This is a genomic window from Micromonospora sp. CPCC 205561 (genome assembly GCF_036906775.1).
GTDB lineage: Bacteria > Actinomycetota > Actinomycetes > Mycobacteriales > Micromonosporaceae > Micromonospora.
Genome location: NZ_JBAKHV010000039.1, coordinates 1 through 22,871, shown reverse-complemented (window position 1 = coordinate 22,871; position 22,871 = coordinate 1). Strand labels below are relative to the sequence as shown.

At 71.0% G+C, this 22,871-nt stretch carries 19 protein-coding genes; 7 read left to right on the top strand and 12 right to left on the bottom strand.

Annotated features, from left to right (window positions below; genetic code table 11):
- The first annotated feature begins 14 nt into the window (after positions 1–14).
- Positions 15–1,247: a glucose-1-phosphate adenylyltransferase gene (gene glgC / locus V6V16_RS19895; RefSeq protein ID WP_334564163.1), complete on the top strand. Its 1,233-nt coding sequence runs from the start codon at positions 15–17 to the stop codon at positions 1,245–1,247.
- Entirely contained in the window at positions 1,244–2,890 is a 1,647-nt protein-coding gene (gene pgm / locus V6V16_RS19890; protein WP_334564162.1) for a phosphoglucomutase (alpha-D-glucose-1,6-bisphosphate-dependent), read from the top strand. The genes glgC and pgm overlap by 4 nt, the downstream gene beginning before the upstream one ends.
- Before the next feature lie 172 nt (positions 2,891–3,062).
- Here the strand turns inward: pgm and V6V16_RS19885 are convergent, their stop codons facing one another.
- A complete protein-coding gene (locus V6V16_RS19885; RefSeq protein ID WP_334564161.1) occupies positions 3,063–3,992 on the bottom strand; it encodes an NAD(+)/NADH kinase in 930 nt (309 codons plus the stop codon).
- 323 nt (positions 3,993–4,315) lie between these two features.
- On the opposite strand from V6V16_RS19885, the gene V6V16_RS19880 reads away from it, so the two are divergent.
- Both V6V16_RS19880 and V6V16_RS19875 read left to right on the top strand, forming a co-directional pair.
- A complete protein-coding gene (locus V6V16_RS19880) occupies positions 4,316–5,494 on the top strand; it encodes a hypothetical protein (RefSeq protein WP_334564159.1) in 1,179 nt (392 codons plus the stop codon).
- Positions 5,494–6,747 carry a hypothetical protein gene (locus tag V6V16_RS19875; RefSeq protein WP_334564157.1) on the top strand — a complete coding sequence of 418 codons (1,254 nt, stop codon included), beginning with the start codon at positions 5,494–5,496 and terminating at the stop codon, positions 6,745–6,747. The genes V6V16_RS19880 and V6V16_RS19875 overlap by 1 nt, the downstream gene beginning before the upstream one ends.
- A gap of 37 nt (positions 6,748–6,784) precedes the next feature.
- On the opposite strand, the gene V6V16_RS19870 is transcribed toward V6V16_RS19875, so the two are convergent.
- Genes V6V16_RS19870 through gmd form a run of 3 tightly spaced genes read right to left on the bottom strand, consistent with a single transcriptional unit; the run spans position 6,785 to position 10,136 of the window.
- A complete protein-coding gene (locus tag V6V16_RS19870; protein WP_334564156.1) occupies positions 6,785–7,927 on the bottom strand; it encodes a DegT/DnrJ/EryC1/StrS family aminotransferase in 1,143 nt (380 codons plus the stop codon).
- Positions 7,924–9,126 (bottom strand): glycosyltransferase, encoded by a 1,203-nt coding sequence (locus V6V16_RS19865; protein WP_334564155.1) that lies wholly within the window; start codon positions 9,124–9,126, stop codon positions 7,924–7,926. The genes V6V16_RS19870 and V6V16_RS19865 overlap by 4 nt, the downstream gene beginning before the upstream one ends.
- On the bottom strand, positions 9,123–10,136 hold the full coding sequence (gene gmd / locus V6V16_RS19860; protein ID WP_334564153.1) for a GDP-mannose 4,6-dehydratase: 1,014 nt from the start codon (positions 10,134–10,136) through the stop codon (positions 9,123–9,125). The genes V6V16_RS19865 and gmd overlap by 4 nt, the downstream gene beginning before the upstream one ends.
- 217 nt (positions 10,137–10,353) lie before the next feature.
- On the opposite strand from gmd, the gene V6V16_RS19855 reads away from it, so the two are divergent.
- A complete protein-coding gene (locus tag V6V16_RS19855; protein ID WP_334564151.1) occupies positions 10,354–11,562 on the top strand; it encodes a glycosyltransferase in 1,209 nt (402 codons plus the stop codon).
- Between the two features lie 88 nt (positions 11,563–11,650).
- On the opposite strand, the gene V6V16_RS19850 is transcribed toward V6V16_RS19855, so the two are convergent.
- The 3 genes from V6V16_RS19850 to V6V16_RS19840 are packed head-to-tail and all read right to left on the bottom strand — an operon-like array spanning position 11,651 to position 14,945.
- Positions 11,651–12,553: a dTDP-4-dehydrorhamnose reductase family protein gene (locus V6V16_RS19850; RefSeq protein WP_334564150.1), complete on the bottom strand. Its 903-nt coding sequence runs from the start codon at positions 12,551–12,553 to the stop codon at positions 11,651–11,653.
- Between the two features lie 8 nt (positions 12,554–12,561).
- Positions 12,562–13,869, bottom strand: coding sequence for a glycosyltransferase family 4 protein (locus V6V16_RS19845; RefSeq protein WP_334564149.1), 1,308 nt, complete (start codon positions 13,867–13,869; stop codon positions 12,562–12,564).
- Positions 13,870–13,895: 26 nt separating this feature from the next.
- The gene (locus V6V16_RS19840; protein WP_334564148.1) at positions 13,896–14,945 is read right to left on the bottom strand and encodes an SDR family NAD(P)-dependent oxidoreductase; all 1,050 of its coding nucleotides are present in this window, start codon (positions 14,943–14,945) and stop codon (positions 13,896–13,898) included.
- Positions 14,946–15,177: 232 nt separating this feature from the next.
- Here V6V16_RS19840 and wecB point away from each other — a divergent pair, with 232 nt between their 5' ends.
- Positions 15,178–16,302: a non-hydrolyzing UDP-N-acetylglucosamine 2-epimerase gene (wecB, locus tag V6V16_RS19835; protein ID WP_334564147.1), complete on the top strand. Its 1,125-nt coding sequence runs from the start codon at positions 15,178–15,180 to the stop codon at positions 16,300–16,302.
- A 34-nt stretch (positions 16,303–16,336) separates the two neighbouring features.
- Here the strand turns inward: wecB and V6V16_RS19830 are convergent, their stop codons facing one another.
- The 5 genes from V6V16_RS19830 to V6V16_RS19810 form a co-directional block, all read right to left on the bottom strand.
- Positions 16,337–16,984: an acetyltransferase gene (locus V6V16_RS19830; protein ID WP_334564146.1), complete on the bottom strand. Its 648-nt coding sequence runs from the start codon at positions 16,982–16,984 to the stop codon at positions 16,337–16,339.
- A 148-nt stretch (positions 16,985–17,132) separates the two neighbouring features.
- Positions 17,133–19,004: a polysaccharide biosynthesis protein gene (locus tag V6V16_RS19825; RefSeq protein ID WP_334564145.1), complete on the bottom strand. Its 1,872-nt coding sequence runs from the start codon at positions 19,002–19,004 to the stop codon at positions 17,133–17,135.
- A 146-nt stretch (positions 19,005–19,150) separates the two neighbouring features.
- Positions 19,151–19,795 (bottom strand): acetyltransferase, encoded by a 645-nt coding sequence (locus V6V16_RS19820; RefSeq protein WP_334564143.1) that lies wholly within the window; start codon positions 19,793–19,795, stop codon positions 19,151–19,153.
- Positions 19,792–20,940: a DegT/DnrJ/EryC1/StrS family aminotransferase gene (locus V6V16_RS19815; protein ID WP_334564142.1), complete on the bottom strand. Its 1,149-nt coding sequence runs from the start codon at positions 20,938–20,940 to the stop codon at positions 19,792–19,794. The genes V6V16_RS19820 and V6V16_RS19815 overlap by 4 nt, the downstream gene beginning before the upstream one ends.
- Entirely contained in the window at positions 20,937–21,674 is a 738-nt protein-coding gene (locus V6V16_RS19810) for a sugar transferase (RefSeq protein WP_334564140.1), read from the bottom strand. The genes V6V16_RS19815 and V6V16_RS19810 overlap by 4 nt, the downstream gene beginning before the upstream one ends.
- Positions 21,675–21,861: 187 nt before the next feature.
- Between V6V16_RS19810 and V6V16_RS19805 the strand changes: the two genes are divergently transcribed.
- Positions 21,862–22,871, top strand: a 1,010-nt coding sequence (locus V6V16_RS19805; RefSeq protein WP_334564138.1) for a DUF389 domain-containing protein, incomplete at its 3' end; no start/stop codon positions are given.

Genomic DNA, 22,871 nt, shown 5'->3' with positions numbered 1-22,871 from the left:
GATAGCGTCTGGACATGGCTGCCAAGGTGCTCGCGATCGTCCTGGCCGGCGGAGAGGGCAAGCGCCTGATGCCGCTCACCACGGACCGTGCCAAGCCGGCCGTCCCGTTCGGCGGGATGTACCGCATGGTCGACTTCGTCCTGTCCAATCTGGCGAACGCCGGCTATCTGAAGATCGTCGTGCTGACCCAGTACAAGTCGCACTCGCTGGACCGGCACATCACCAAGACGTGGCGGATGTCGACCCTGCTCGGCAACTACGTCACCCCCGTGCCGGCGCAGCAGCGGCGCGGCCCGTGGTGGTTCGCCGGCTCGGCCGACGCGATCTACCAGAGCTTCAACCTGATCAACGACGAGCAGCCCGACCACGTGATCGTCTTCGGCGCCGACCACATCTACCGGATGGACCCCCGGCAGATGGTGGAGGACCACATCGCCTCCGGCGCCGGGGTGACCGTGGCCGGCATCCGGCAGCCGCTGTCGATGGCCGACCAGTTCGGCGTCATCGAGGTCGGCGAGGACGGCCGGCGGATCCGGGCGTTCCGGGAGAAGCCCACCGACGCGGTGGGCCTGCCCGACGCCCCCGACCAGATCTACGCCTCGATGGGCAACTACGTGTTCAGCACCAGGGCGCTGTGCGAGGCGGTCGAGCGCGACGCGGAGGACAAGTCCAGCAAGCACGACATGGGCGGCAGCATCATCCCGATGCTCGTCGAGCGCGGCGAGGCCAACGTCTACGACTTCCGCGACAACGAGGTGCCGGGCAGCACCGACCGGGACCGTGGCTACTGGCGCGACGTGGGGACGCTCGACTCCTTCTACGACGCCCACATGGACCTGATCAACGTGCACCCGGTGTTCAACCTCTACAACTTCGAGTGGCCCATCTACACGGCGCAGCCGCCGTACCCGCCGGCGAAGTTCGTCCACCAGTGGGGCGAGCGGGTCGGCCGCGCGGTCGCCTCGATGGTCTCGCCCGGTGCGGTGATCTCCGGCGGCCTGGTGGAGAACTCGATCGTCTCGCCCAAGGTGAAGGTGCACTCCTGGGCGCACGTGGACGGCGCGGTGCTGATGGAGGGCGTCGACGTCGGCCGGCACGCCGTGGTGCGCCGGGCCATCCTCGACAAGAACGTGGTCGTGCCGGAGGGCGCCGAGATCGGCGTCGACCTGGAGCGGGACCGGCAGCGCTACACGGTCTCGGAGAACGGCATCGTGGTGATCGGCAAGGGACAGAAGGTGGAACCGTGAGCAGTCATCCCCGGGCCGGCAAGCCCGCCCAGCCCGCCGACCTGGTCGACGTGCCGCGGCTGGTGACCGCCTACTACACCGAGCACCCCGATCCGCAGGACCCGGCGCAGCAGGTCTCCTTCGGCACGTCGGGGCACCGGGGGTCGAGCCTGCGCAACGCGTTCAACTCCGACCACATCCTGGCGGTCACCCAGGCGCTCTGCGACTACCGGCGGGAGCGGGGGCTGGACGGCCCGCTCTTCCTCGGCCGCGACACCCACGCGCTCTCCGCCCCGGCGGCGGTGGACGCGCTGGAGGTGCTCGCCGCCAACGAGGTCACCGTGCTGCTGGACAGCCGCGACGGCTACACGCCCACCCCGGCGGTGTCGCACGCGATCCTCACCCACAACCGGGGGCGTACCGGCGGGCTCGCCGACGGCATCGTGATCACCCCGTCGCACAACCCGCCCGACGACGGCGGCTTCAAGTACAACCCCACCCACGGCGGTCCGGCCGACACCGACGCGACGAGGTGGATCCAGGACCGCGCCAACGCCATCCTCGCCGACGGCCTGAAGGAGGTCCGGCGGATCCCGTACGCCCGGGCCCGCGCCGCCGACACCACCGGGTCGTACGACTTCCTCGCCCACTACGTCGACGACCTGCCGACGGCGATCGACCTCGACGCCGTCCGCGACGCCGGGGTGCGCATCGGCGCGGACCCGCTCGGCGGGGCGAGCGTGGACTACTGGGGTGAGATCGCCGAGCGGCACCGGCTGGACCTGACCGTGATCAACCCGACGGTCGACCCGACCTGGCGGTTCATGACGCTGGACGGCGACGGCAAGATCCGGATGGACTGCTCCTCGCCGAACGCGATGGCCTCCCTGATCGCCGCCCGCGCCGACCACCAGGTCTCCACCGGCAACGACGCCGACGCCGACCGGCACGGCATCGTCACCCCCGACGGCGGCCTGATGAACCCCAACCACTACCTCGCCGTGGCGATCGCCCACCTGTTCCGCACCCGGACGCGGTGGGGCCCGACTGCCGCCGTCGGCAAGACCCTGGTCTCCTCCTCGATGATCGACCGGGTCGCCGCCGACCTGGGTCGCCCGCTGCTGGAGGTGCCGGTCGGCTTCAAGTGGTTCGTGCCCGGGCTGCTCGACGGCGCGGTGGGCTTCGGCGGGGAGGAGAGCGCCGGGGCGTCGTTCCTGCGCCGCGACGGGAGCACCTGGACCACCGACAAGGACGGCATCCTGCTCTGCCTGCTCGCCGGCGAGATCATCGCGACCACCGGCCGCACCCCCAGCCAGCACTGGACGGAGCTCGCCGAGCGCTTCGGCGCCCCCGCGTACGCCCGGATCGACGCCCCCGCCACCCGGGAGCAGAAGGCCGTGCTCGGCAAGCTCTCGCCGGAGCAGGTGACCGCCACCGAGCTGGCCGGCGAACCGATCACCGCGACCCTCACCACCGCACCGGGCAACGACGCGCCGATCGGCGGGCTCAAGGTGACCACCGAGTCCGGCTGGTTCGCCGCCCGGCCGTCGGGCACCGAGGACGTCTACAAGATCTACGCCGAGTCCTTCCAGGGCCCGGAACACCTGGCCCGGATCCAGCAGGAGGCGAAGGACCTGGTCTCGGAGGTACTCGAGCGGGCCTGAGCACCTGCCCGCCTCTCCGGCGGAGCCGACACGTGGCGTGCGGCGCCCTGGCGAGCTGACGTCGTAGACGACTCGGCCCGACCCGGCCTGGCAGGCCCAGGGCGTCGGCGGGGGCGAGTCGGCGCAGCCCGCGTGGCGATGCCGGGGCGGGCATGGGGCGCATGCGGGCGGGTCAGCGCGGTGGCGGCAGCTCGCGGCGGTTGAGTCTTTCCCGCAGGCCCTCCGGCAGCAGCTCGCGAAGCTGTTCGGGAAGCAGCGGCAGGTCCAGCAGGCTCAGCTTCAGCTGGTTGCGTTCCTGATAGCGCCGCGGATCCAGGCGTACGACCAGGCCGGCGTCGTGCCGGTAGCGGATCTCCACGACGCCCTCCGTCGCGGCGTCCCGGATCACCAGGCCGTCCACCTCCACGGCGACCGGGCCGGAGTCCTCGCGCAGTTGCAGGCGGACCGTCTCGTGGGGGGAGAGCACCAGCGCACGGGAGATGCCGGCCATCGGGGCGGACGGGGTCACCACCACCGCCTCGGTGGCCGGCGAGACGAGCGGGCCGCCGGCGGCATAGCTGTAGGCGGTCGAGCCCGTCGGGGTGCTGACCACCAGCGCGTCGCAGCGGTAGTACCCGTACCGCTGCCCGTCGACCGCGAGGGAGGCGCTGACGAAGCCGGAGCCGGGCTGCCGGATCAGCGCGATGTCGTTGAACGCGACGAGGTCGTCGCCGCAGACGTCGCAGGCCAGGCAGCTGTGGCTCTCCACCGTGAAGTCGCGCGCCACCAGCCGGTCCAGGGCCGTCGGAAGCTCCGGCGGCTCCACCTCCACGAGGAAGCCGAGCTTGCCGACGTGCACGCCGAGCACCGGCTTCGGGTCGTGGACCGCCGACCGCAGGGCGCCGAGCATCGTCCCGTCCCCGCCGATGGCGATCAGCGCGTCGGACCGGACGGCCACCTCGCCCATGGGCAGCGGCTCGACCGAGTCCGGCACGCGATGCCGGTCCTCGGCGCGTACGGCCAGCGAGATGTGGTGCCGGGCGGCCCAGATCACGATCGTGTCGACCACCGCTGAGACGTCCCGGGTGGGGTGCAGCACCAGCCCGAGCCGGCTCCGGTCCATGCCTACAGCTCACCACATCCGGTTCGCCCGTCCGGGTGTTTCTCTTCCGACGCCCTCCGTCGGGTGATTCGCGCACGATGCCCGACGTGTGCGTTTCTCCGCCCCGCCGACGTCGTTGCTCCCAGGGTGAAGAACAGGAAGCTGGGTCCCGGGCGATGACTAATCGTGGAGGGCTGCTCGTCGCAACGGTCCCCGCCCGGGACGCCGTCCAGGGGGCGGCGGTGAGGACTGCCGGTGGTACTGGTGGTACCGGCCGGCACAGGGCTGCGGACAGGATTCCCGGTCCGTTGCCCCGACTGCTCCGGTGCTACCCGGTCAGCCTGGTGGTCCTCGCGCCCTTTGTGCTGCTCATCGTTCCGATGGCGGTGGTCAACGGAAATCCCGAAGTGGGTTTCATCGTGCGCCTGGTCGCGCTGGCGCTGCTCGGCAGCGCCGTCGTGGAGACGTTCGGTCTGCTCCTCGGTCGCCCCACCGACGAATGGCGACATCCGTTCAGGCCGGCCGGAGCGCGGGATCGGTCGCTCTACGTCGCTGCGCGCCTCGTCGCGGTGACCGGCATCGTCGCCAGCCTGGTAGGGGCGTACGTGGGTCGGGGGACGATCGTCGCCCAGGTGAGCGGCGAGCTGCCCACCTCGCCGGTGGCTGCGATGACCGCGCTGTTCGCGGGGTGGGGCGCCTTCGCCTTCGCCCTGCTGGTCGTCAGTCACCTTCGCGGCCAGGTCTCCGCGAGGAGGCTGCACGGGTGGCTGGCCCTTCTGGTCCTGGCTCAGGTCGTCGTCGTCGCCATGACCGCCATCTCGGCGCCGCTGCTCGGGTTCCTGTCCTTCCTCGGCGCCGCCGGCCTGATATGCGGGATCTTTCGCATCCGGTACCTCCTGGTGGTTGTCGCGGTGGTCTTTCTCGTGTGGCCGACGGTGTTCGAGTACCGCAACGCGATTCGCGCTGATCGTGGGGTGGCGGTGTCCGAGCAGGTGACGGCCACGGACCGGCTGCGTCTCGACCTCCAACTGGCTGCCGTCGCACCGCTCGACGTGCCGGCGGACGTGGTTCGGCCCGGCCTCGTCGACTACGTGCGGTACGGCTTGGTGCCGCGCGCCCTGGACGAGGAGCGTCCTCCCATTTCCACCGGCCAGGAGATCAACCAGTACCTCGGCGGAGGGGCCACCTCGGCCTACACGTTCCTGTCGATGGGGAACGTCTACTTCTTCCACGGCCCGCTCGGCGTCGTGGCCTTCTACGCCGGCTGGGCGGCCGTGGTCATGGCGCTTCTCAGGATGCGAGGCGGGCCAGGCCCCGTACGCCTCAGTCTGTTGTGCTTCGTCCTGGCGGGTCCGCTGCTGTGGTCCAGCACCTACCCGGACTCGTCGATCAGCGTGATCCAGCAGACCGTGTCGGCGGTGCCGGTTCTCCTGCTGCTGAGAGCGACCAGACGGCGCCCCCATCGCCGTTCCTCGGCCGTGAGCCTTGCCGGCACCGCGAGTACGGCCAGACCCGTGCGGTGATGCTGGCCGTTCATTCCCGTCGGCTGGGGGCGCTCGCCGGGCGCCTCGGTCGGGGACGAGCCTCCCGCGCGTTGACGGTCGGCGGGCTCTCCAGCGCCGGCAACTTCCTGGTGGCCATCTCGGTCACACGTCTGGAGACGGTCGACGGGGTCGGTCGCTTCGCGGTCGCCTTCTCGTTCTACGTTCTCGCATCCGGGTTGACCCGGGCGGCGGTGACCGACTCGGTGTTGGCCGCCGGCCTCGGCACGGCCCCCGCCCGGGAAGCGTCCCGGCGGGTGGCGGCGGTGGGAGCGGCGGCGGCCGTCGCCGTGGTCGCCGGCGGACTGGCGTTCGACTCGCCCTACCTGCTGATCGCCGGCACGGCGCTGCCGGGTCTGGTGTTGTACGACTACCTGAAGGCGGTGAGCCTCGGCGTGGGCTCGCCGGGGCTGGCCTTCCGGATGGAGGTCTGCTGGCTTGGGCTCACCGTCGCCACCGTGGCGCTCGGTCTGTGGGGCGTGGTCGGTCCGGTGGTGGTCTTCGCCGGTTGGTCGGCGGGAGGGGCCCTCCTGGGATATGCCACGGCCTGGCGCTGTCGTTACCCGGCGCGGCCGGGGTGGGGAGCGGACCGTGCCGAGTCCCGCCGCGCGGCGGCCTTCGGCACGCAGTTCCTCATCACCACCGGCTCCGCCCAACTCGCTCTCACGGCCGTGGCGGGCATGGCGGGCACGGCCGTGGTGGGCGCGTTGAGTGCGGGGCGTACGGTCCTCGGCCCGATGAATCTCGTCGTGGCGACCGCATCGGCGCTCATTCTTCCGTACCTGTCCAGGGAACGAACTGCCCCCGCTGCGGCACGGAGACGGGCGGCCGTCCGGCTCGGCGTGCTGGTGACCACCGGTGTGGTGCCGTTGGCGCTGGCGGTCGCGCTGCTGCCCGATCGAGTGGGCACGATGCTGTTGGGCGGCAACTGGGATGTCGCCCGGTCACTCCTGCCTCTGCTCGTGTTGGAGAGCCTGCTGGCGGTGCCCGCCGCAGTCGGCTTCGCCGGGCTGCGGATAGAGGGCGCCACCAGCCGGACGGTGGTCGCGGGCACCGTCCTGGGGGTGCTGCGGGTACCGGTGGTTGTCGCCGGCGCCGTGTTCCTGGGCGCGACCGGAGCAGCCTGCGCCCTGGTGGTGATGGCGCTGCTCAGCGCGCTCGCCTGGTGCCACGCCTACCACCTGCTGCTGCGACGTCAGGGCAGGGCGCGAGAACTGACGGCGCAGCCCGCCTGACCCCGGGTGGGCCGGCGGGCCGCGCGTCGTGCGACGTTCAGGCGGTGGGGGTGCCCGACGACTCCAGGAGGTCCACAGCGGCCCGGATCCGTTCCACGATCGCCTTCATGTCCGTGTCGCTCAGACCGGCGTAGGTCGGCAGGTTGATGCCACGTCGTGCGAGGTCGCTGCTGACCGGGCAGTGCGCGTGCGGATCGAAATGGGCGGGCAACTCGCAGATCGGCACGAAGAACGGCCTGGTCTCGACGCCCAACCGGTCCAGGATTCGCGCCAGCTCGTCGCGCGGTGACGTCGCTCCTTCGGCGCCGACCAGGAAGGATGCCATCCAGGGCGCCCGCCGGACGCCCGTCGCGACGGGTTGTGGCCGCAGTAGCGGTACGTCCGCGAGTTCATGCTCGTACGCCGCGATCACCCGGTCCCGCCGGGCGATGATCTCCTCCGCCCGGTCGAGTTGGGCGCAGAGCAACGCTGCGGCCAGGTTCGTCATCCGGTAGTTGTAACCCACGACCGGGAACCAGTACCGGCGCTGGGGGTCCATGCCCTGACTGCGCAGCAGACGCATCTGGTCCGCGAGCGCCGCGTCGGAGGTGGTCACGCATCCTCCCTCGCCGGAAGTGACCACCTTGTTGCCGAAGAACGAGAAGGTGCTGGCGTCTGCCTGCGATCCCGTCGGCCGGCCGTGCAGGGTGGCGCCGAAGGACTCCGCCGCGTCGGCAACCAGGAGCAGGCCGTGCCGGTCGCACAGCTCGCGCAGGGCGGGATAGTCCGCGGGGTGACCGTAGACGTCCACGGCGATCACAGCCCTGGTGCGTGGGCCGATCGCGGCTCGTACCGAATCCGGATCGATGCACCAGGTCTGCGGCAGAACATCGACGACGACGGGACGAGCCCCGCAGTACGCGACCGCGTTGGCGGTGGCGACGTAGGTGAGGGCCGGGACCACCACCTCGTCGCCCGGCCCGATACCGGCTGCGGCCAGGACCAGGTGCAGAGCGACGGTTCCGTTGCTGGTCGCCACCGCGGTGGCGGTGCCGCACCGCTCGGCGAGCTGCTCCTCGACGCGGCGCAGGTAGGGTCCCTGTGAGGAGATCCAGCCGCTGCGCAGCGCGTCGAGCAGGTAGTGCTCCTCCAACTCGGACAGACAGGGCCGGGCCACCGGGAAGCGTTCGTCGACGTTCATCGTGACTCCCCTGAGGTCAAGGTGGTGGCGAATGCCGAGCGCGGGATGGGACCTGGCCGGCCGGCTGCCACCCATTCGAGCACCGCGGCGTAGTCGCGACTCGTGTCCGCCCAGGTTCGCCCCGCGAGCCGCGCGTCCGCTCGGCGGGATGCCTGGACGAAGTGGTCACGGTCGCGCGTGACCCGGCGGACCGCCGCAGCCAGCGACGCGGCGTCCCTGCTCTCGAACACCGCGGCGTCCGCCCCGGTGAACTCGAGCTGGGCCAACAAGGGTGGCGAGTCTGCGCAGGCCACGGGAAGACCCCAGCTGAACGCCTCCAGCATGGCACCGCTCGCCGCCTCCCACAGCGAGGGGACCACGACCGCCGAGGCCCGGGCGTACAGCTCGTGGAGTTGGTCGAGGCTGACGAATCCCGGAAACGACACCCGGCCCCTGAGGTCGGGCTGGGCCGCCCGGGCGAGCAGCCGGCTGGCCTCGGGCTCGACCAGAGGGCCGGGACAGACCAGCCGAAACTCCGGAAGGAGCGCCATCGCCTCCAGCAGGGTCGCGTGGTTCTTGTGCGCCGCCGTCGAAGACGGGTAGATCAGAAGCCCGGGCTCGGGCTTGACCGCCCACCTCCGGGGCGCGGGCTGGAAGGTGGGCGGCGGGATGAGAGCGATCCGATCCGCAGCCTCCGGGAACGTCGCCAGCACCTCTCGGTACGGGTGCGGCCAGGACACGACGACGGCGGAGGCCCGGGCTACGTTCTCCCGTACCACCGCCTCGAACCCGGGGGAGCGGAACGCCGGGTGCAGGTGCCGCAGGTCGTGCACCACGACGACCGACGAGCGAGCCCGGGCCGGGGCGCAGTGGAACGGGAAGAGCACGACGTCGGCGTCCTCGTGGCGCGAGCGTGCGCGCTGGCGTACGGCGTTGACCGTCCGCCGGACGGCGAGCGATTGGCGTAGCCGTTCCGGCGTCAGGCGCCGCAGCGCCTGTCCGTAGCGGTTGTCGGACCGTAGCGGCATGTCGACCTCCGTCCAGGAGATCCGGTCCCGTGACACGCGTTCCCGCCAGTCGTCGAGCGTGTCCCGCAGGATGTCCACCCGGATCTCGTGGACCGAGGCGTCGGCCAGCCCCTCCAGCAGGCCATAGGTGAAGGCCTCGACCCCGGCGGCGTGACCGGGACGGATGGCGGAGGCGTCGACGGCGAGCCTCACCGGTCGACCCGCACGAGCCGACCCATGCGTTCGTCCTCGAGCATCTGGCGGTCCGCGTCCACCATCACCCGGACGAGGTCCGCGAAGAGCGTCTTGGGCGCCCAGCCCAAGGCCCGGCGCGCCTTGGCGTAGTCACCGATGAGGGCGTCGACCTCGGCGGGGCGGAAGTACGCCGGATCCGTGACCACGAACTGACGCCAGTCCAACCCGACGTGGCTGAAGGCGGCCTCCACGAACTCCCGCACGGTGTGGCCCTCACCCGTCGCCACCACGTAGTCGTCGGGTCGGTCCTGCTGGAGGGACAGCCACATCGCCTCGACGTACTCCGGCGCGTATCCCCAGTCCCGGACGGCGTTGAGGTTTCCCAGGTAGAGCTTGTCCTGGATGCCGGCCTCGATGCGGGCAACCGCCCTCGTGATCTTCCGGGTCACGAAGTTCTCGCCCCGGCGAGGACTCTCGTGGTTGAACAGAATCCCGTTGGTGCAGTACATCCCCCAGGACTCGCGGTAGTTCACCGCGGACCAGTACGCGTACACCTTGGCGCACGCGTACGGGCTGCGCGGGTGGAAGGGGGTGTCCTCCCGTTGGGGCGGCGGTGTGGAGCCGAACATCTCCGAGGAGGACGCCTGGTAGAAACGGGCTCCGACATCGGCTGCCCGGGTGGCCTCCAGCATCCGCAACGCGCCGAGTCCTGTGACGTCCGCCGTGTAGCCCGGGATGTCGAAGGACACCCGGACGTGGCTCTGGGCGCCGAGGTTGTAGACCTCGTTGGGGCGGATGTCCCGAATGAGGTGCGTCAGGGACGCGGGGTCCGAGAGGTCGCTGTAGTGGAGGAACAGGCGGGCGTCACCGTGCCGGGGGTGGACGTCGATGCGATCGATCCGCTCGGTGTTGAAGCTCGAAGAGCGTCGCTTGATTCCGTGCACGGTGTAGCCCTTGTTGAGCAGTAGCTCTGACAGATAACTGCCGTCCTGCCCGGTGATCCCAGAAATGAGCGCTACTCGCGACATGTGTCCCTCTCGTGGTGAGGCGTGCCGGGCCTCGGATTCCCGAAGCGTTCCGCAGGCGCGAACGGGCCAAGCTTCAATTCCTTATACCGGACCACTGGTCGATGTTCGTCGGTTTCACGTATTTGTAGCCGGCGCTCATATTTGATACCCACCGCGACCCGTGCTGACCCCGGTCGTTGAACTTGACGGTTCAATCCGTTCAATTCGAGGAGCTTCCGTGGCCTGCGAGGCCGATTCTGACGTCACCCGGCCGGACGCCTTCCGTGTGCTGGTCACCGCGGACTACTTCGAACCGGGCTATCGCGCAGGCGGGCCGGTCCGGTCGTTGTCGTCGATGCTCGACACGGTCGGTCCCGGCATCGACACCACCCTGGTGACCCGCGATCGCGATCTCGGCGCCTCGCGGCCGTACCTGGGGCTCTCCGGACGGTGGGTCCGCCGAGGCCGCTGCTCGGTCTTCTATCTCGGGGCGCGGAATCCGCGCCAGTGGCGGGATTTGTGGCGAGGGGTGCGGGCCAGGCGGTTCGACCTGCTGTACGTCAACAGCGTCTGGTCCTCCTACTCGATCGTCTCCGTCCTGGCGGCACGACTGGGCGTGCTCCGCGTCGATCGGATTCTCGTCGCGCCCAGGGGCGAACTCGGCGCCGGCGCGCTCGCCCTGAGGCGGAACCGGAAGCGTCTCTTCCTTCTCGGCTGGCGTCGGCTGCTCGGCGGGTCAAGGGTGTTCTGGCACGCCACCACACCGCTGGAGGCGGCCGACATCCGACGGGTCTTCCCGGCGGCCGGGCAGCCGTTCATCGCCGGAGCCACGGGACCCGCGGCGGACGATCCGCCAGCCGCGCCCGCGTCCACCGGACCCGCGCGGCTGGTCTTCATCGGCCGGGTGTCCCCGATGAAGAACCTGGACCTCGTACTCGCGGCCCTGTCCCGCGTCCGAGGTCCGGTGGAGTTCGACGTTTACGGCCCGATCGAGGACACGGGCTACTGGCAGCGTTGCCTGGCCCTGATGGAGGCCCTGCCGGGGGATGTCCGGGCAACCTACCGGGGGGCGCTGCGGCCGGAAGCGGTCAGGGACACGTTCTCCCGGTACGACGCTTTCGTCCTGCCCACCAGGGGCGAGAACTTCGGACATGTGATCGCCGAGAGTCTCTCGGTCGCGTGCCCGGTGATCTGTTCGGACCGTACGCCGTGGTCGGAGGTCCTCGAGGCCGGAGGAGGGGCAGTGCTGCCCGAGCTGACGGTCGACGCACTGGCGACGAAGATCGAGGACATCGTCGGAGGCTCCGCCCAGCAGCGGCACGCCGCGCGGGTGGCGGCCGGTGCGGCATACCGGGACTGGCGTGAGCGGACCGCCGCCCGGGTGGGCGTCCTCGACGTGGCTCGGACGGCGTTCCGTGTCCGCCAGGAGGCGAGTGCGGCTCGGTGACCGCACCGCCGTTCCCCTCTCCCGCCGGAGAGATCGGCACGGCGGACCTCGGCGTCCGTTCCGAGCGGACGGACGCCGAGGTGGCCGCTCACGGCGTGGTCTGGAGGGCGGGACGTCCCGCGACCGGCAGGCCCGAGGCGAGTGCGGCGGAGCGCATCCTCGCGATCATCTCCGGCCATTCCGGTGGCTGGTAGCCGGTCCTTGCCCGGAAGGCCGCAGCCGACAGCGACCTGTCGCACAGGACCTCGTCCGACGGCTCGATCCGTCCCTGCCACCGGTACACGTCGCCGATGATGCCCAGCAGTTCGTACTTGGAGATCGGGGTGGAGGCGACGTGGTAAAGACCGGTCAGCTCCGCGCGGGGGAGGACGACGGAGCGCAGCAGCGATGCGAACTCGGTGGTGGTCAGGCCGCTGTAGATGGCCTTCGTGTAGCCGTTCACCACGCCTCGCTGGGAGAGGAACCAGTCCACCAGGGAACGGGCGCTGCCGAGCTCGTGACCGATGATGGAGGTGCGCAGGGTCAGCGCGGTTCCCGTGGTCGTCTCGCCGAGCAGCTTGGACCGACCGTACAGGTCGTACGGGTCGGGGATGTCCGCTTCGGTGTAGCCGCCGTGGCGGCCGGAGAAGACGCAGTCGGTGCTGATCTGTATCAGGCGAGCACCGCTCTCGGCGCACTCCCGGGCCAACTGGTGCGGGAAGAGCGCGTTGACGGTGATCGTGTTGACGGCATCCTCGACCTCGGGCCGTTGCTTGATCACACCGACGCAGTTGATCACCACGTCCGGGCGCAGGACGCTCAGGATCCTCCGGACGGCGCTGCGGTCGCTGACGTCCACCCGGGGAGTGATCTGCCGTGCGAGCGCCTCGGGAAAATTGGCCTGCGCCGGGACGGCACCGCGGGCGCACCCGTAGACGTCCAACTCGGCCGTATCGCCGAGTTCCCGCACGAGGGTGTGGCCGAGCATGCCGGTCACTCCGATGATCAACACACGCTGCCTCATCGTGCGCCCGCCGCCCGGGCACGCCGACCCCGTCGCCGGTTCGCCGCGCCCCGCAGGAGATCGGCGAGAGTCCCCGCGTTGGCCGCTTCCCCGAGATGGGTCAGGTAGTACTCGCGACCCGCGTCCCCCATCGCCCGTAGCCGCGGCCGCGGCACCGCCGCGGCGCGCCGGATGGCGTGGGCCAGTTCCGACGAGTCACCCGGCGGTGAGCTGAAGCCGGCGCCCGCCTCGTGCACGACGCGCGCGGCGTCGCCCGGTGCGCAGGTGAGGATGGGCTGGGCGCAGGCGAGGATCGACTGGACCTTGCTGGGCAGGGTCACGCGGAAGAGTTCCTGATCGGCGAGGGAAACCAACTGGAGATCGGCGGTCGCCATCACGGCCGGCATTCTCTCCGCCTCCACCGGCTCGACGAAGTGAACCGAGCGTAGGTCCAGGCTTGCCGCGAGAGCCTGCAAGGAGGACTTCTCGATCCCGTCCCCCACCAGAACGAGGTGTACGTCCGGCCGGTCTCGTAGCTCGTGCATCGCCCGGACGGCGACGTCCAGGTTCTGGGCCGCGCCGTGGTTCCCGGCGTACATCAGGATGAACTCGTCCGTCAGACCGAGGCGGGCCCGCAGGTCGTGGTCGGGCTCGCTGGGACGCATCACCTTCTCGTCGGTCCAGTTGTAGACGACCGACACCTTCTCCGGCGGCACACCGCGGGCGACGAGTGTGTCCCGCATGCCGGGCGACGTCGCTGTCACGTGGTCCGCCCAGTGGTACGTCTGGTTCGTGAGCCAGGTGAGCGGAGGCTCGGCGACACGACGCTTCGTCCCCTCGGCGAGGAAGCCGGTGGCGAAGACCGAATCGGGCCAGACGTCCATCACCATCAGCACGTAGGGAAGCCCCCAGCGCAGGCGCGCGACCATGGCGGCGGTCGCGGTGGTCGGCGGGGTCGAGTACACGAGGGAGACGTCGGCGGCCCGCAGCACCGACGATCCGAGGACCGCCGAGGACACCGCATAGCTCGCGTAGTTGGCCACGCGGCGCAGGGCCGATTGGTCGTGGCTCGGATAGAGCGGAGTGCGCAACACCCGCATGCCGTGGTGGACCTCGTGGCGGCGTTGCCACGCCGAGTACCCCTCGTAGACCACACCGGCGGGATAGTTGGGGACTCCGGTCAGTACGTCGACCCGTAGGTTCCGCTGCGCGAGGGAGCGGGCGATCCACACCGGTGTGGTGGTCGGCTCCGGAGCGAACCACTGACTGACGAACGCGACACGGGGTAGCTGGCCCGTCTGGGGGCTGATCCGTCCGTCGTCCACGGGACGGTCGGCGGCGCCTGCCGAGGTCACGCCCGTCCCGCCGCGGTGAGAGACGGCATCGAGGCGAGGTGCTGCCGTACCTCCGGGAGGGTCAGCAGCAGCGACATGACCTCCGGTACCGCCAGCCTCGTGGTGTTGTCCGAGGTGTAGTCGGCACGGTGGTCGCTGACGGTGTCGCCCTCCTCGAAGTAGAGCGAGTAGTTGAGGTCGCGGCTGTCGATCGGAACGCGCAGGAAGTTCCCGAAGTCCTGCGAGCGGGCCAGTTCCTCGTGGCTCGCCAGCGTCTCCGACATCTTCTCGCCGTGGCGCAGACCCAGCACCTCGAACTTGGCGGGCACCTCGAACAGGTTGCAGAGCGCCGTCGCCAGGTCGCCGATCGTGCACGCGTCGGCCTTCCGGATGAAGACGTCCCCCGGCTCACCGTGGTGGAAAGCGTGCTCCACGAGCTCGACGGAGTCTGCCAGCGACATCAGGAAGCGGGTCATGGTGGGCTCCGTGACGGTCAGCGGCACGCCGTTCCTGATCTGTTCGATGAACAGGGGAATGACCGAGCCCCGTGAACACATGACGTTGCCGTAGCGGACCGAGCAGACCCGGGTGCGCGCTCCGGGGTTGTTGCGGACGTGGGCCTGCGCCACCTTCTCCATCAGGGCCTTGGTCATTCCCATCGCGTTGATCGGGTAGACCGCCTTGTCGGTGCTCAGGAAGACGACCGCGGCGACGTCGTTACGCTCGCTGGCGTCCACCACGTTCGAGCTGCCCAGCACGTTGGTGCGCACGGCCTCCAGCGGGAAGAACTCACAGGACGGCACCTGCTTCAGCGCGGCGGCGTGGAACACGTACTCGACACCGCGGGTAGCCTTGGAAACCGAGTCGAGGTCGCGGACGTCGCCGACGTAGAAGCGGACCCGGTCGTCACGCAACCGGACCCGCATGGCCTCCTGCTTGGCCTCGTCCCGGCTGAGCACGCGAACCTGCGCGGCGCCGGCGTCGAGTAGCCTCGCCACCATCGTCTGGCCGAACGATCCAGTCCCACCGGTGATCAGAACGCGTCGGTCCACAAGTGAGGACGCCACATTTCCTCCTGTCGGTTCCGTTGGAATGCGGGAGCTAGGGGACGACGATCGAGTGTGACGATAGCCTCGTGAGTGGACTTCGGGAGCTGATTCACAAAAGCCCTCCAAGTTGCGTAATCGTGCGAGATCCAAGCCGATAGCCGTCACTTTTTCGACAGCGGCTCGTTCCCCCGTCGGGGACGGCGGCACGCGCGTCGCGCAGGAGCCCCTTCCTTCTATCGAAGGGCGTCGAATGACACGGGTAATGACGGTTGTCGGGACTCGGCCGGAGATCATCCGACTGGCTCGGGTGATCGACCGACTCGACAGAACGGTCGACCACACCCTCGTACACACGGGGCAGAATTGGGATCCGGCCCTGTCCGACGTCTTCTTCACCGAGATGCAGGTGCGCCGGCCCGACCGCTTTCTCCAGGTCGACACCACCACCCTCGGGCGTGTCCTGGGCGCCGTTCTGGTGGGGGTCGAGGATGCGATCAAGGAGACGCGACCCGACGCGCTGCTCGTGCTCGGCGACACGAACAGCGCGATCGCCGCGCTGATGGCCAGGCGGATGCGGGTTCCCGTCTATCACATGGAGGCGGGGAACCGCTGTTTCGACCTCAACGTGCCGGAGGAGACCAACCGCCGGTTGGTCGACCATGTGGCGGACTTCAACCTGGTCTACTCCGAGCATGCCCGGCGTAACCTGCTCGCTGAGGGTCTGCATCCACGGCGCATTCTGCACACCGGTTCACCGATGCGGGAGGTGCTCGACCACTACCGGGACGACATCGCCCGATCCACCGTACTGCGCCAACTCGAATTCGAACCCGGGCAGTATTTCGTGGTCAGCGCCCACCGCGAGGAGAACGTCGACCAGCCGAACCGGCTCCACCGCCTGCTCGACTGCCTGCGCGCCGTACGGGACGAGTGGCGACTGCCGTTGTTGGTGTCCACCCATCCGCGTACCCGCAAACGGCTGGAAGGACTGGCGGTGGACGACGCCAACCTGGACGGGATCGCCTTCCACGAGCCGTTCGGCTTCTTCGACTACGTGGCGCTGCAACGGCACGCCCGCTGCACGCTGTCGGACAGTGGCACGGTGAGCGAGGAGTCGGCGATTCTCGGTTTCCCGGCCGTCACTCTTCGCGACGCCATGGAACGTCCGGAGGCGCTGGAGATCGGCGGGATCATCATGACCGGCCTCGATCCGCAGGGGGTGGTGGAGGCGGTGCGGGTGACGATCGACCAAGCCACTTCCGGCGTGGTGCCGTGCCCTGCCGACTATCTGGTCCCCGACACCTCGCGCCGGGTCGTCGACTTCATCCTCTCCACGGTACGCAGACACCACGACTGGGCGGGCATCCGCCGGTGAGCAGGTGGCAGGACCCGTATGGTCCCACCGGCGTTCATCGGGCGGGAACGCCCTTCACCACCACGGCCTCAGGCACGTCGCGGACCACGCAGGCGCCGGCACCGACCGTGGCGTCGCGACCCACGGTGATTCCCTGCAGCACCGCGGCCGTCGTACCCACCATGACCCCCGCCTCCAGCCGGCAGTAGCCGGAGACCGCCGCGAGCGGATTCACGGAAACGTGGTCGCCCAGCACGCAGTCGTGTCCCACGGTGCAGTTCTGGTTGAGGTGCACGTGCCGGCCCAGGGTCACGTTCGTCGTCACCCGGGCACCGCCAAGCGCCACCAGACCTTCTCCGAAGACGCAGTCCGGGCCGATCTCGGCGGCCGGATGCACGATCGTCGCGGCAGCGTGCCCGTATGACCGGATCCTCAGGTCGATCTCGCGTCGCCTGCGCGGATCCCCGACGCCCAGCGCGACGTGCGTGGTGACGGGCTGGTCCGCGAGCGACCGCGACGACCCGAGGAACGGCACGTCCAGCCGCTGGACCAGCTTGAGACTCGACTCGGTGGGATAGTCGTCGACGAAGCCGAGGACGCGCCAGCGGACGCCCTCCGCCGCCCGGTCGTTGATAGCGCGGATGACGCCGAAGATCTCCCGACCCATTCCTCCCGTGCCCACTATCACCACGTCGATCGCCACTGTGCGCTCCTTCGCCACGGGTGTCCCTTCCATCAGGTGTGAGCCGTGCGTCGATCAGAGCCGACGGTCAGGTCGGCGACGCCGGCAGCGGCCGGCGTACCGACTTTCGGGCCCTTCCCCGCGCCGGGCGTCGCGAAGGGCCCGCGGGTCAGCGGGAGAGCGGTATCTGGACGGGACCGTCGGACACCGGCCCGACCGGGTGGTCGCAGAGCAGGGCGAGCTGCGCGACCACCTTCTCCGGATCGTCGTACGGGTCGAGGCCGCTGACCTCCATCGGGTTGAGGGCGGGCACCGTCACGTGCGAGACGAGCGGGTGCAGCGGACGCGTGTCGGACTCGCCCGTGCCGAACAGGTCCTCGTGCAGTTTCTCGCCTGGGCGCAGCCCCGTGTAGACGATCGGCACGCCGCTGTCCGCCTGCTCGGCCATCTGCCGGGCCAGGTCCGCGATGCGGACCGGCTCGCCCATGTCCAGCACCAGCGCCTCGCCGTCGCGGCCGATCTCGGCGGCCTGCAGGACCAGGTGCACCGCCTCCTGCACGGTCATCAGGTAGCGGGTCACCTCCGGATGGGTGACGGTGAGCGGGCGGCCCAGCTCGATCTGCCGCTGGAACGCGGTCACCACCGAGCCACGGCTGCTCAGCACGTTGCCGAAGCGGACGCTGAGGAACGTGCCGGGAAAACGGGAGGCGGCGTGCGCCGTCAACCGCTCGGTGATCCGCTTCGAGTAGCCGAGCACGCTGATCGGGTCGGCCGCCTTGTCGGTGGAGATGTTGACGAACCGGGCCACGTCGCCGCACGCGTCCAGCACGGAGAGGGTGCCCCAGACGTTCGTCATGACCGCCTCGCCGGGATGCCGCTGGAGCAGCGTGAGGTGCTTCAGCGCGGCGGCGTGGAAGATGACCTCCGGCCGGCGCTCGCGGACGATCCGCCGGATGCGCTCGTCGTCGCGCAGGTCGGCGAGGATCAGCTCGGGACCGTCCAGCAGGGCCCGGCCGGCCAGCGACATCTGGAGGCCGTGCAGGGCCGACTCGTCGCGGTCGAGCATCATCAGCTCGCCGGGGTCGGCCTTCAACAGCTGCCGGCACAGCTCCGAGCCGATCGACCCGCCGGCGCCGGTGACCAGGATCCGCCGACCGGTGAGTTCGTTGGAGCTCAACTGCATGTCGGCCACCACCTGCCGGCGGCCGAGCAGGTCGTCGATCTGCACGTCGCGGACGTCGGTGACGGTGATCCGGTGGTCGACGAGGTCGCGCACCGGGGGCAGCACCTTGAACGCCGCCCCGGTCGGCAGGGTGGCCTCCCGGATCTGGCGGATCAGCGTGGCGTCGGCGTTGGCGACGGAGAAGATCACGGTGGTGGCGCCGGTGCGCCGGACGGCCTCCGCCACGTCCGCCCGGCCGCCGAGCACCCGTACCCCGCCGATGCGCAGGTCCCGCTTGTCGGGGTCGTCGTCGAGGGCGCCCACCGGCCGGTACCGTCCCCGCGGGTCGCCGAGCATGGCCCGGAGCAGTCCCTGCCCGGCGTCGCCGAGCCCGAAGAGCAGCACCGGGTCGGAGGACCGGACGTCCGGGCGCATGGCGATGTCGCGCCGGTGCCGGTAGGTGAACCGCGCGGCGAGCATGAGCAGCAGCGCCAGGGCGCCCCCGACCAGCGGCGTGCTCGCCGGCACCGGTCGCACTCCGGCCGGCAGCAGCCCGACGAGCATGATCGCGGCCGTGGTGGCCGTCGTGCCCGCGACCCCCTGCACCTCCTGGAGGCTGCCCAGCGGGTGGCGTCCGGAGTAGATCCGGCGCACCGCCGCGACGACCACGTGCACGAGGGCGGCGAGGGCGCCGCAGCCGGCGGCGCGAGCGAACTGGTCGGCTGTCAGCTCCAGCTCGTACCGGAACCAGACGGCGGCGACGAGCCCGCCGATCCAGGCGGTGCTGTCGGTGGCGAGGAATCCGATGGTGCGGCGGCGGGCCCTGGCCCGGTGCGACCCCTGCCCACCGGGCCGGGTGGTCTCTGTTTCCGGCGGCATCTGTGCTCCCTGTCCGTCTCCGACCGCTCCCGCCGAGGGGCGGTAGGAGCTTTGGGCTCCTTTAGTTGATACACGGCCGAACGCGATGTTTGGACGTTTTCGGATTTGCTGCCCGAATCCTGGCCGAGGGACCGAGGGCCCGTCGGTCAACGGGCGGGTACTCCCTTGACGACGACCCCGTCCGGCACGTCCCGCACGACGCAGGCGCCCGCCCCGACGGTGCTGTCCCGCCCCACCCGCAGGCCCTGCAGGACGGCCGCCGTCGTGCCGACCAGCACCCCCTCCGCCAACCGGCAGTCGCCGGAGACGGCGGCGAGCGGGTTGACCGACACGAAGTCGGCGAGAACGCAGTCGTGCCCGACGGTGGCGTTCTGGTTGAGGTGTACGTGCCGACCCAGCGTGACGTTGGTGGTGACGCGGGCCCCGGCGAAGGCGACCAGGCCCGGGCCGTGCACCGCGTCCGGCCCCACCGTCGCCGCCGGATGCACGAGGCTCGCCGCCGGCGTGCCGTACGCGTCGACGCGCCCGGCGACGGCCCGGCGGACTCGCGGGTCGCCGATCCCGATCACGTGGTGGGTCTCCGCGGGCGCGTCCCGCAGCCAGCCGACCCCGCCGAGGAAGGGCACGTCGAGCCGCCGCACCCGTTTCAGGTTCTGCTCCGACGGCCGGTCGTCGAGGAACCCGAGGAGGCGCCAGCGCGGCCGTCCGGCGGCGGCGTCCATCGCCCGGGCGATCGTGAGGATCTCCCGGCCGTGCCCGCCGCACCCGACGACCACCAGGGGGATCGTCACGCCGTCGCCGCTCCCGCCCGGCTCGCCAGGAACTCGTCGACGGCGGTGAGGACGGCGCCGACCTGCCGCTCGTTGAGGGCGCTGCCGCTGGGCAGGGCCAACCCGTCGGCGAAGAGCCGCTCCGCCGCCCCCGTGACCAGGCACTCCGCGTCGGCGTACGCCGGTTGCAGGTGCATCGGCTTCCACAGCGGACGGGTCTCGATGTCCCTTCCGGCCAGATGGGCGGCCAGGTCGGCGGCCCGCCAGCCGGAGCGCCGCGGATCCACCGCGATGGTCGTCAGCCAGCAGTTGGAGCCGCCGTCCTCCGCGCCGAGCAGCCGCACACCGGGCACCGGGGCGAAGAGCTTGGCGTAGAGGTCGCGCAGGTGCCGGCGTCGGGCGATCATCCCGTCGAGCCGGACGAGCTGGGCCCGGCCCAGTGCGGCGAGCAGGTTGCTCAGCCGGTAGTTGTAGCCCGTCTCGCGGTGTTCGTAGTGCGGCGTCGGCTCCCGGGCCTGGGTCGACAGGAACCGCGCCCGGGCCAGCAGCGCGGTGTCGTCGGAGACGAGCATCCCGCCGCCCGAGGTGGTCATGATCTTGTTGCCGTTGAAGGAGAGGACTCCCGCTCGGCCGAAGGAGCCGGCCGGCCGGCCCCGGTGGGTGGCGCCGAGGGCCTCCGCGGCGTCCTCCACGACCGGTACGCCCGCCGCGGCGCAGACCGGGGTCAGCGCGGTGTAGTCGGCGCAGCTGCCGAAGAGGTCGACCGGTACGACCGCGCCGACGCGCTCCCCCCGCGCGGTGAGGGTCCGGAGCGAATCGGCGACGAGGCCGACGTCGACGTTGCCGGAGTGCGGGTCGCAGTCGACGAAGACCGGCCGGGCGCCGGTGTACCGCACCGCGTTCGCGGTGGCCACGAAGGTCAGCGTCGGCACGATGACCGCGTCCCCGGGCCCGACCCCCACGCCCAGCAGCGCCAGGTGCAGCGCGGCCGTGCCCGAGCTCACCGCCACCGCCGCGCTGGTGCCCGCCCGCGCGGCGACCTCGCGCTCGAAGGCGTCGAGATCCGGCCCGACGGGTGCCACCCAGCCGGACCGCAGGGCCGCGACCAGGTACGACTCCTCCAGTGGCCCGACGTCGGGCGGGGAGAGGTGGATGGTCCGGCTCATCGGCTGCCTCCGGCGGGGATCGTCAGGTCGCTCTCCGGCCGTGGCCCGGCGACGGGCGCGAGCGACGGCGTGCCGAGGAACTCGGGCGCGGTGGCCGAGCCCGCCGCGGAGATCCCCTCGCGGCGCAGCACGGTGCGCACGGTCGCGGCGAGGATCGACAGGTCCAGCCACAGGCTGCGGTGGTCGACGTACCAGACGTCCAGGTCGAGCTTCTCCTCCCAGCCCAGGCTGTTGCGTCCGCGCACCTGGGCCAGCCCGGTGACGCCCGGCCTGACCTCGTGGCGGCGGGCCTGGGTGGGCGAGTAGCGGGGCAGGTACTCGGTGAGCAGGGGACGGGGGCCGACCAGGCTCATGTCGCCGCGCAGCACGTTCCACAGCGTCGGCAGCTCGTCCAGGCTGGTGGCCCGCAGGAACCGCCCGAGCGGTGTGAGCCGGTCGCCGTCCCGCACCCGCCCGCGCCGCGGATCGGGCGGGAGCATGGTGCGGAACTTGACCAGCTCGAACACCTGGCCGTGCCGTCCCGCGCGCCGCTGCCGGAACAGCACCGGCCGGCCGAGCCCCGCCGCCACCAGCGCCGCCACCACGAGGATCAGGGGGGTGACCAGTACGAGCAGCAGCGCCGCCGCCGCCACGTCCAGCGCCCGCTTGAGGGCCTCCCGGGCCCGGTCCGCGAGGTCCGCCGGCGTGTCCACGCAACCAGCCAAGGTCTCGACCTCCAGGGAGAGAGTCAGCACAGGCGACAAACACGTTCTAGCAGGGATCAACCTCTTTCCGAGGCGTAATCGCGACATGCGACGCCGATCCCGACAGGTCAACCGCGCAACGGCCCGTCAGGACGCGGCCCGGTGACGAAGACCTCCCCCTCGACCCGCCCGCTTCGGCAGTAGAGTGCTCGACGGTCGCCGACGCGGGGGAGGGGCGTTGCTGCATCTCAGGGTCATCGCGCCGCCGGACCAGTCCTCGGCCGTGGCCGACCTGCTGGCCGCCGACCCGGGAGTGACCCACCTGGCGGTGCTGCCCGGCGCCGCGCGTCGGCCCCAGGGCGACCTCATCCTCTGCGACGTGGTCCGGGAGAGCGCCGACACCGTGCTGCACGGCCTGCGGCAGCTCGGCGTGGAGGAACGCGGCGCCATCTCGGCCGACGACGTCGAGCTGGCCATCTCCCGGGCGGCCGACCGGGCTGCCGCCAGGGCTCCGGGCAGCGGGGCGGACGCGGTGGTCTGGGACGAGATCGCCGCCAAGACCGGCGAGCAGACGGAACTCTCCGCCACCTACCTGGTGCTGATCACGGTCGCCACCATGCTCGCCGGCGTCGGCGTCCTGCTCGACCAGCCCATTCTCATCGTCGGCGCGATGGTCGTCGGGCCCGAGTTCGGCCCGCTGGCGGCGCTCTGCGTGGCGCTGCTACGCCGCAACCTGCCGGTCATCGGCCGGTCGGTGCAGGCCCTGGTGGTCGGCTTCCTCGCCGCCATGGTGGTCACCGTCCTCAGCACCTGGGCGCTGGACGCCGCCGGGCTGGTGGAGCGCGCGATGCTGGAGACCGAACGCCCGCTGACCGACTTCATCTGGCGGCCGGACGCGCTCTCCTGGGTGGTCGGTTTGCTCGCCGGGGTCGCCGGCATGCTCTCCCTGACCTCGAAGAAGTCCGGCAGCCTGGTCGGGGTGCTGATCTCGGTGACCACGGTGCCGGCGGCGGCGAACGTGGCGGTCGCCCTCGCCTACGGGGTCTGGCACGAGGCGTCCGGCTCGGCGCTCCAGCTGGTGATCAACCTCTGCGCGATCGTGCTCGCCGGTCTGGCCACCCTGTTGGTGCAGCAGTCCTGGTGGGGGCGCCTGGGCCGGCCGCGCAAGGCCCGCGGGGCGGGCCCGTCGGGCGGCCCGGGCCGGCCCGGCGGGGCGCGCTGGGAGCCACGGGCCGGCGACGCCGCCCG

Excerpts from the sequence above, each read along its gene's own strand:
- V6V16_RS19885 (WP_334564161.1), bottom strand. The coding sequence starts at position 3,992 with ATGGACCGGAGCCGGCTCGGGCTGGTGCTGCACCCCACCCGGGACGTC.
- glgC (WP_334564163.1), top strand. The coding sequence starts at position 15 with ATGGCTGCCAAGGTGCTCGCGATCGTCCTGGCCGGCGGAGAGGGCAAG.
- V6V16_RS19815 (WP_334564142.1), bottom strand. The coding sequence starts at position 20,940 with ATGAGCCGGACCATCCACCTCTCCCCGCCCGACGTCGGGCCACTGGAG.
- V6V16_RS19825 (WP_334564145.1), bottom strand. The coding sequence starts at position 19,004 with ATGCCGCCGGAAACAGAGACCACCCGGCCCGGTGGGCAGGGGTCGCAC.
- wecB (WP_334564147.1), top strand. The coding sequence starts at position 15,178 with ATGACACGGGTAATGACGGTTGTCGGGACTCGGCCGGAGATCATCCGA.
- V6V16_RS19875 (WP_334564157.1), top strand. The coding sequence starts at position 5,494 with ATGCTGGCCGTTCATTCCCGTCGGCTGGGGGCGCTCGCCGGGCGCCTC.
- V6V16_RS19870 (WP_334564156.1), bottom strand. The coding sequence starts at position 7,927 with ATGAACGTCGACGAACGCTTCCCGGTGGCCCGGCCCTGTCTGTCCGAG.
- gmd (WP_334564153.1), bottom strand. The coding sequence starts at position 10,136 with ATGTCGCGAGTAGCGCTCATTTCTGGGATCACCGGGCAGGACGGCAGT.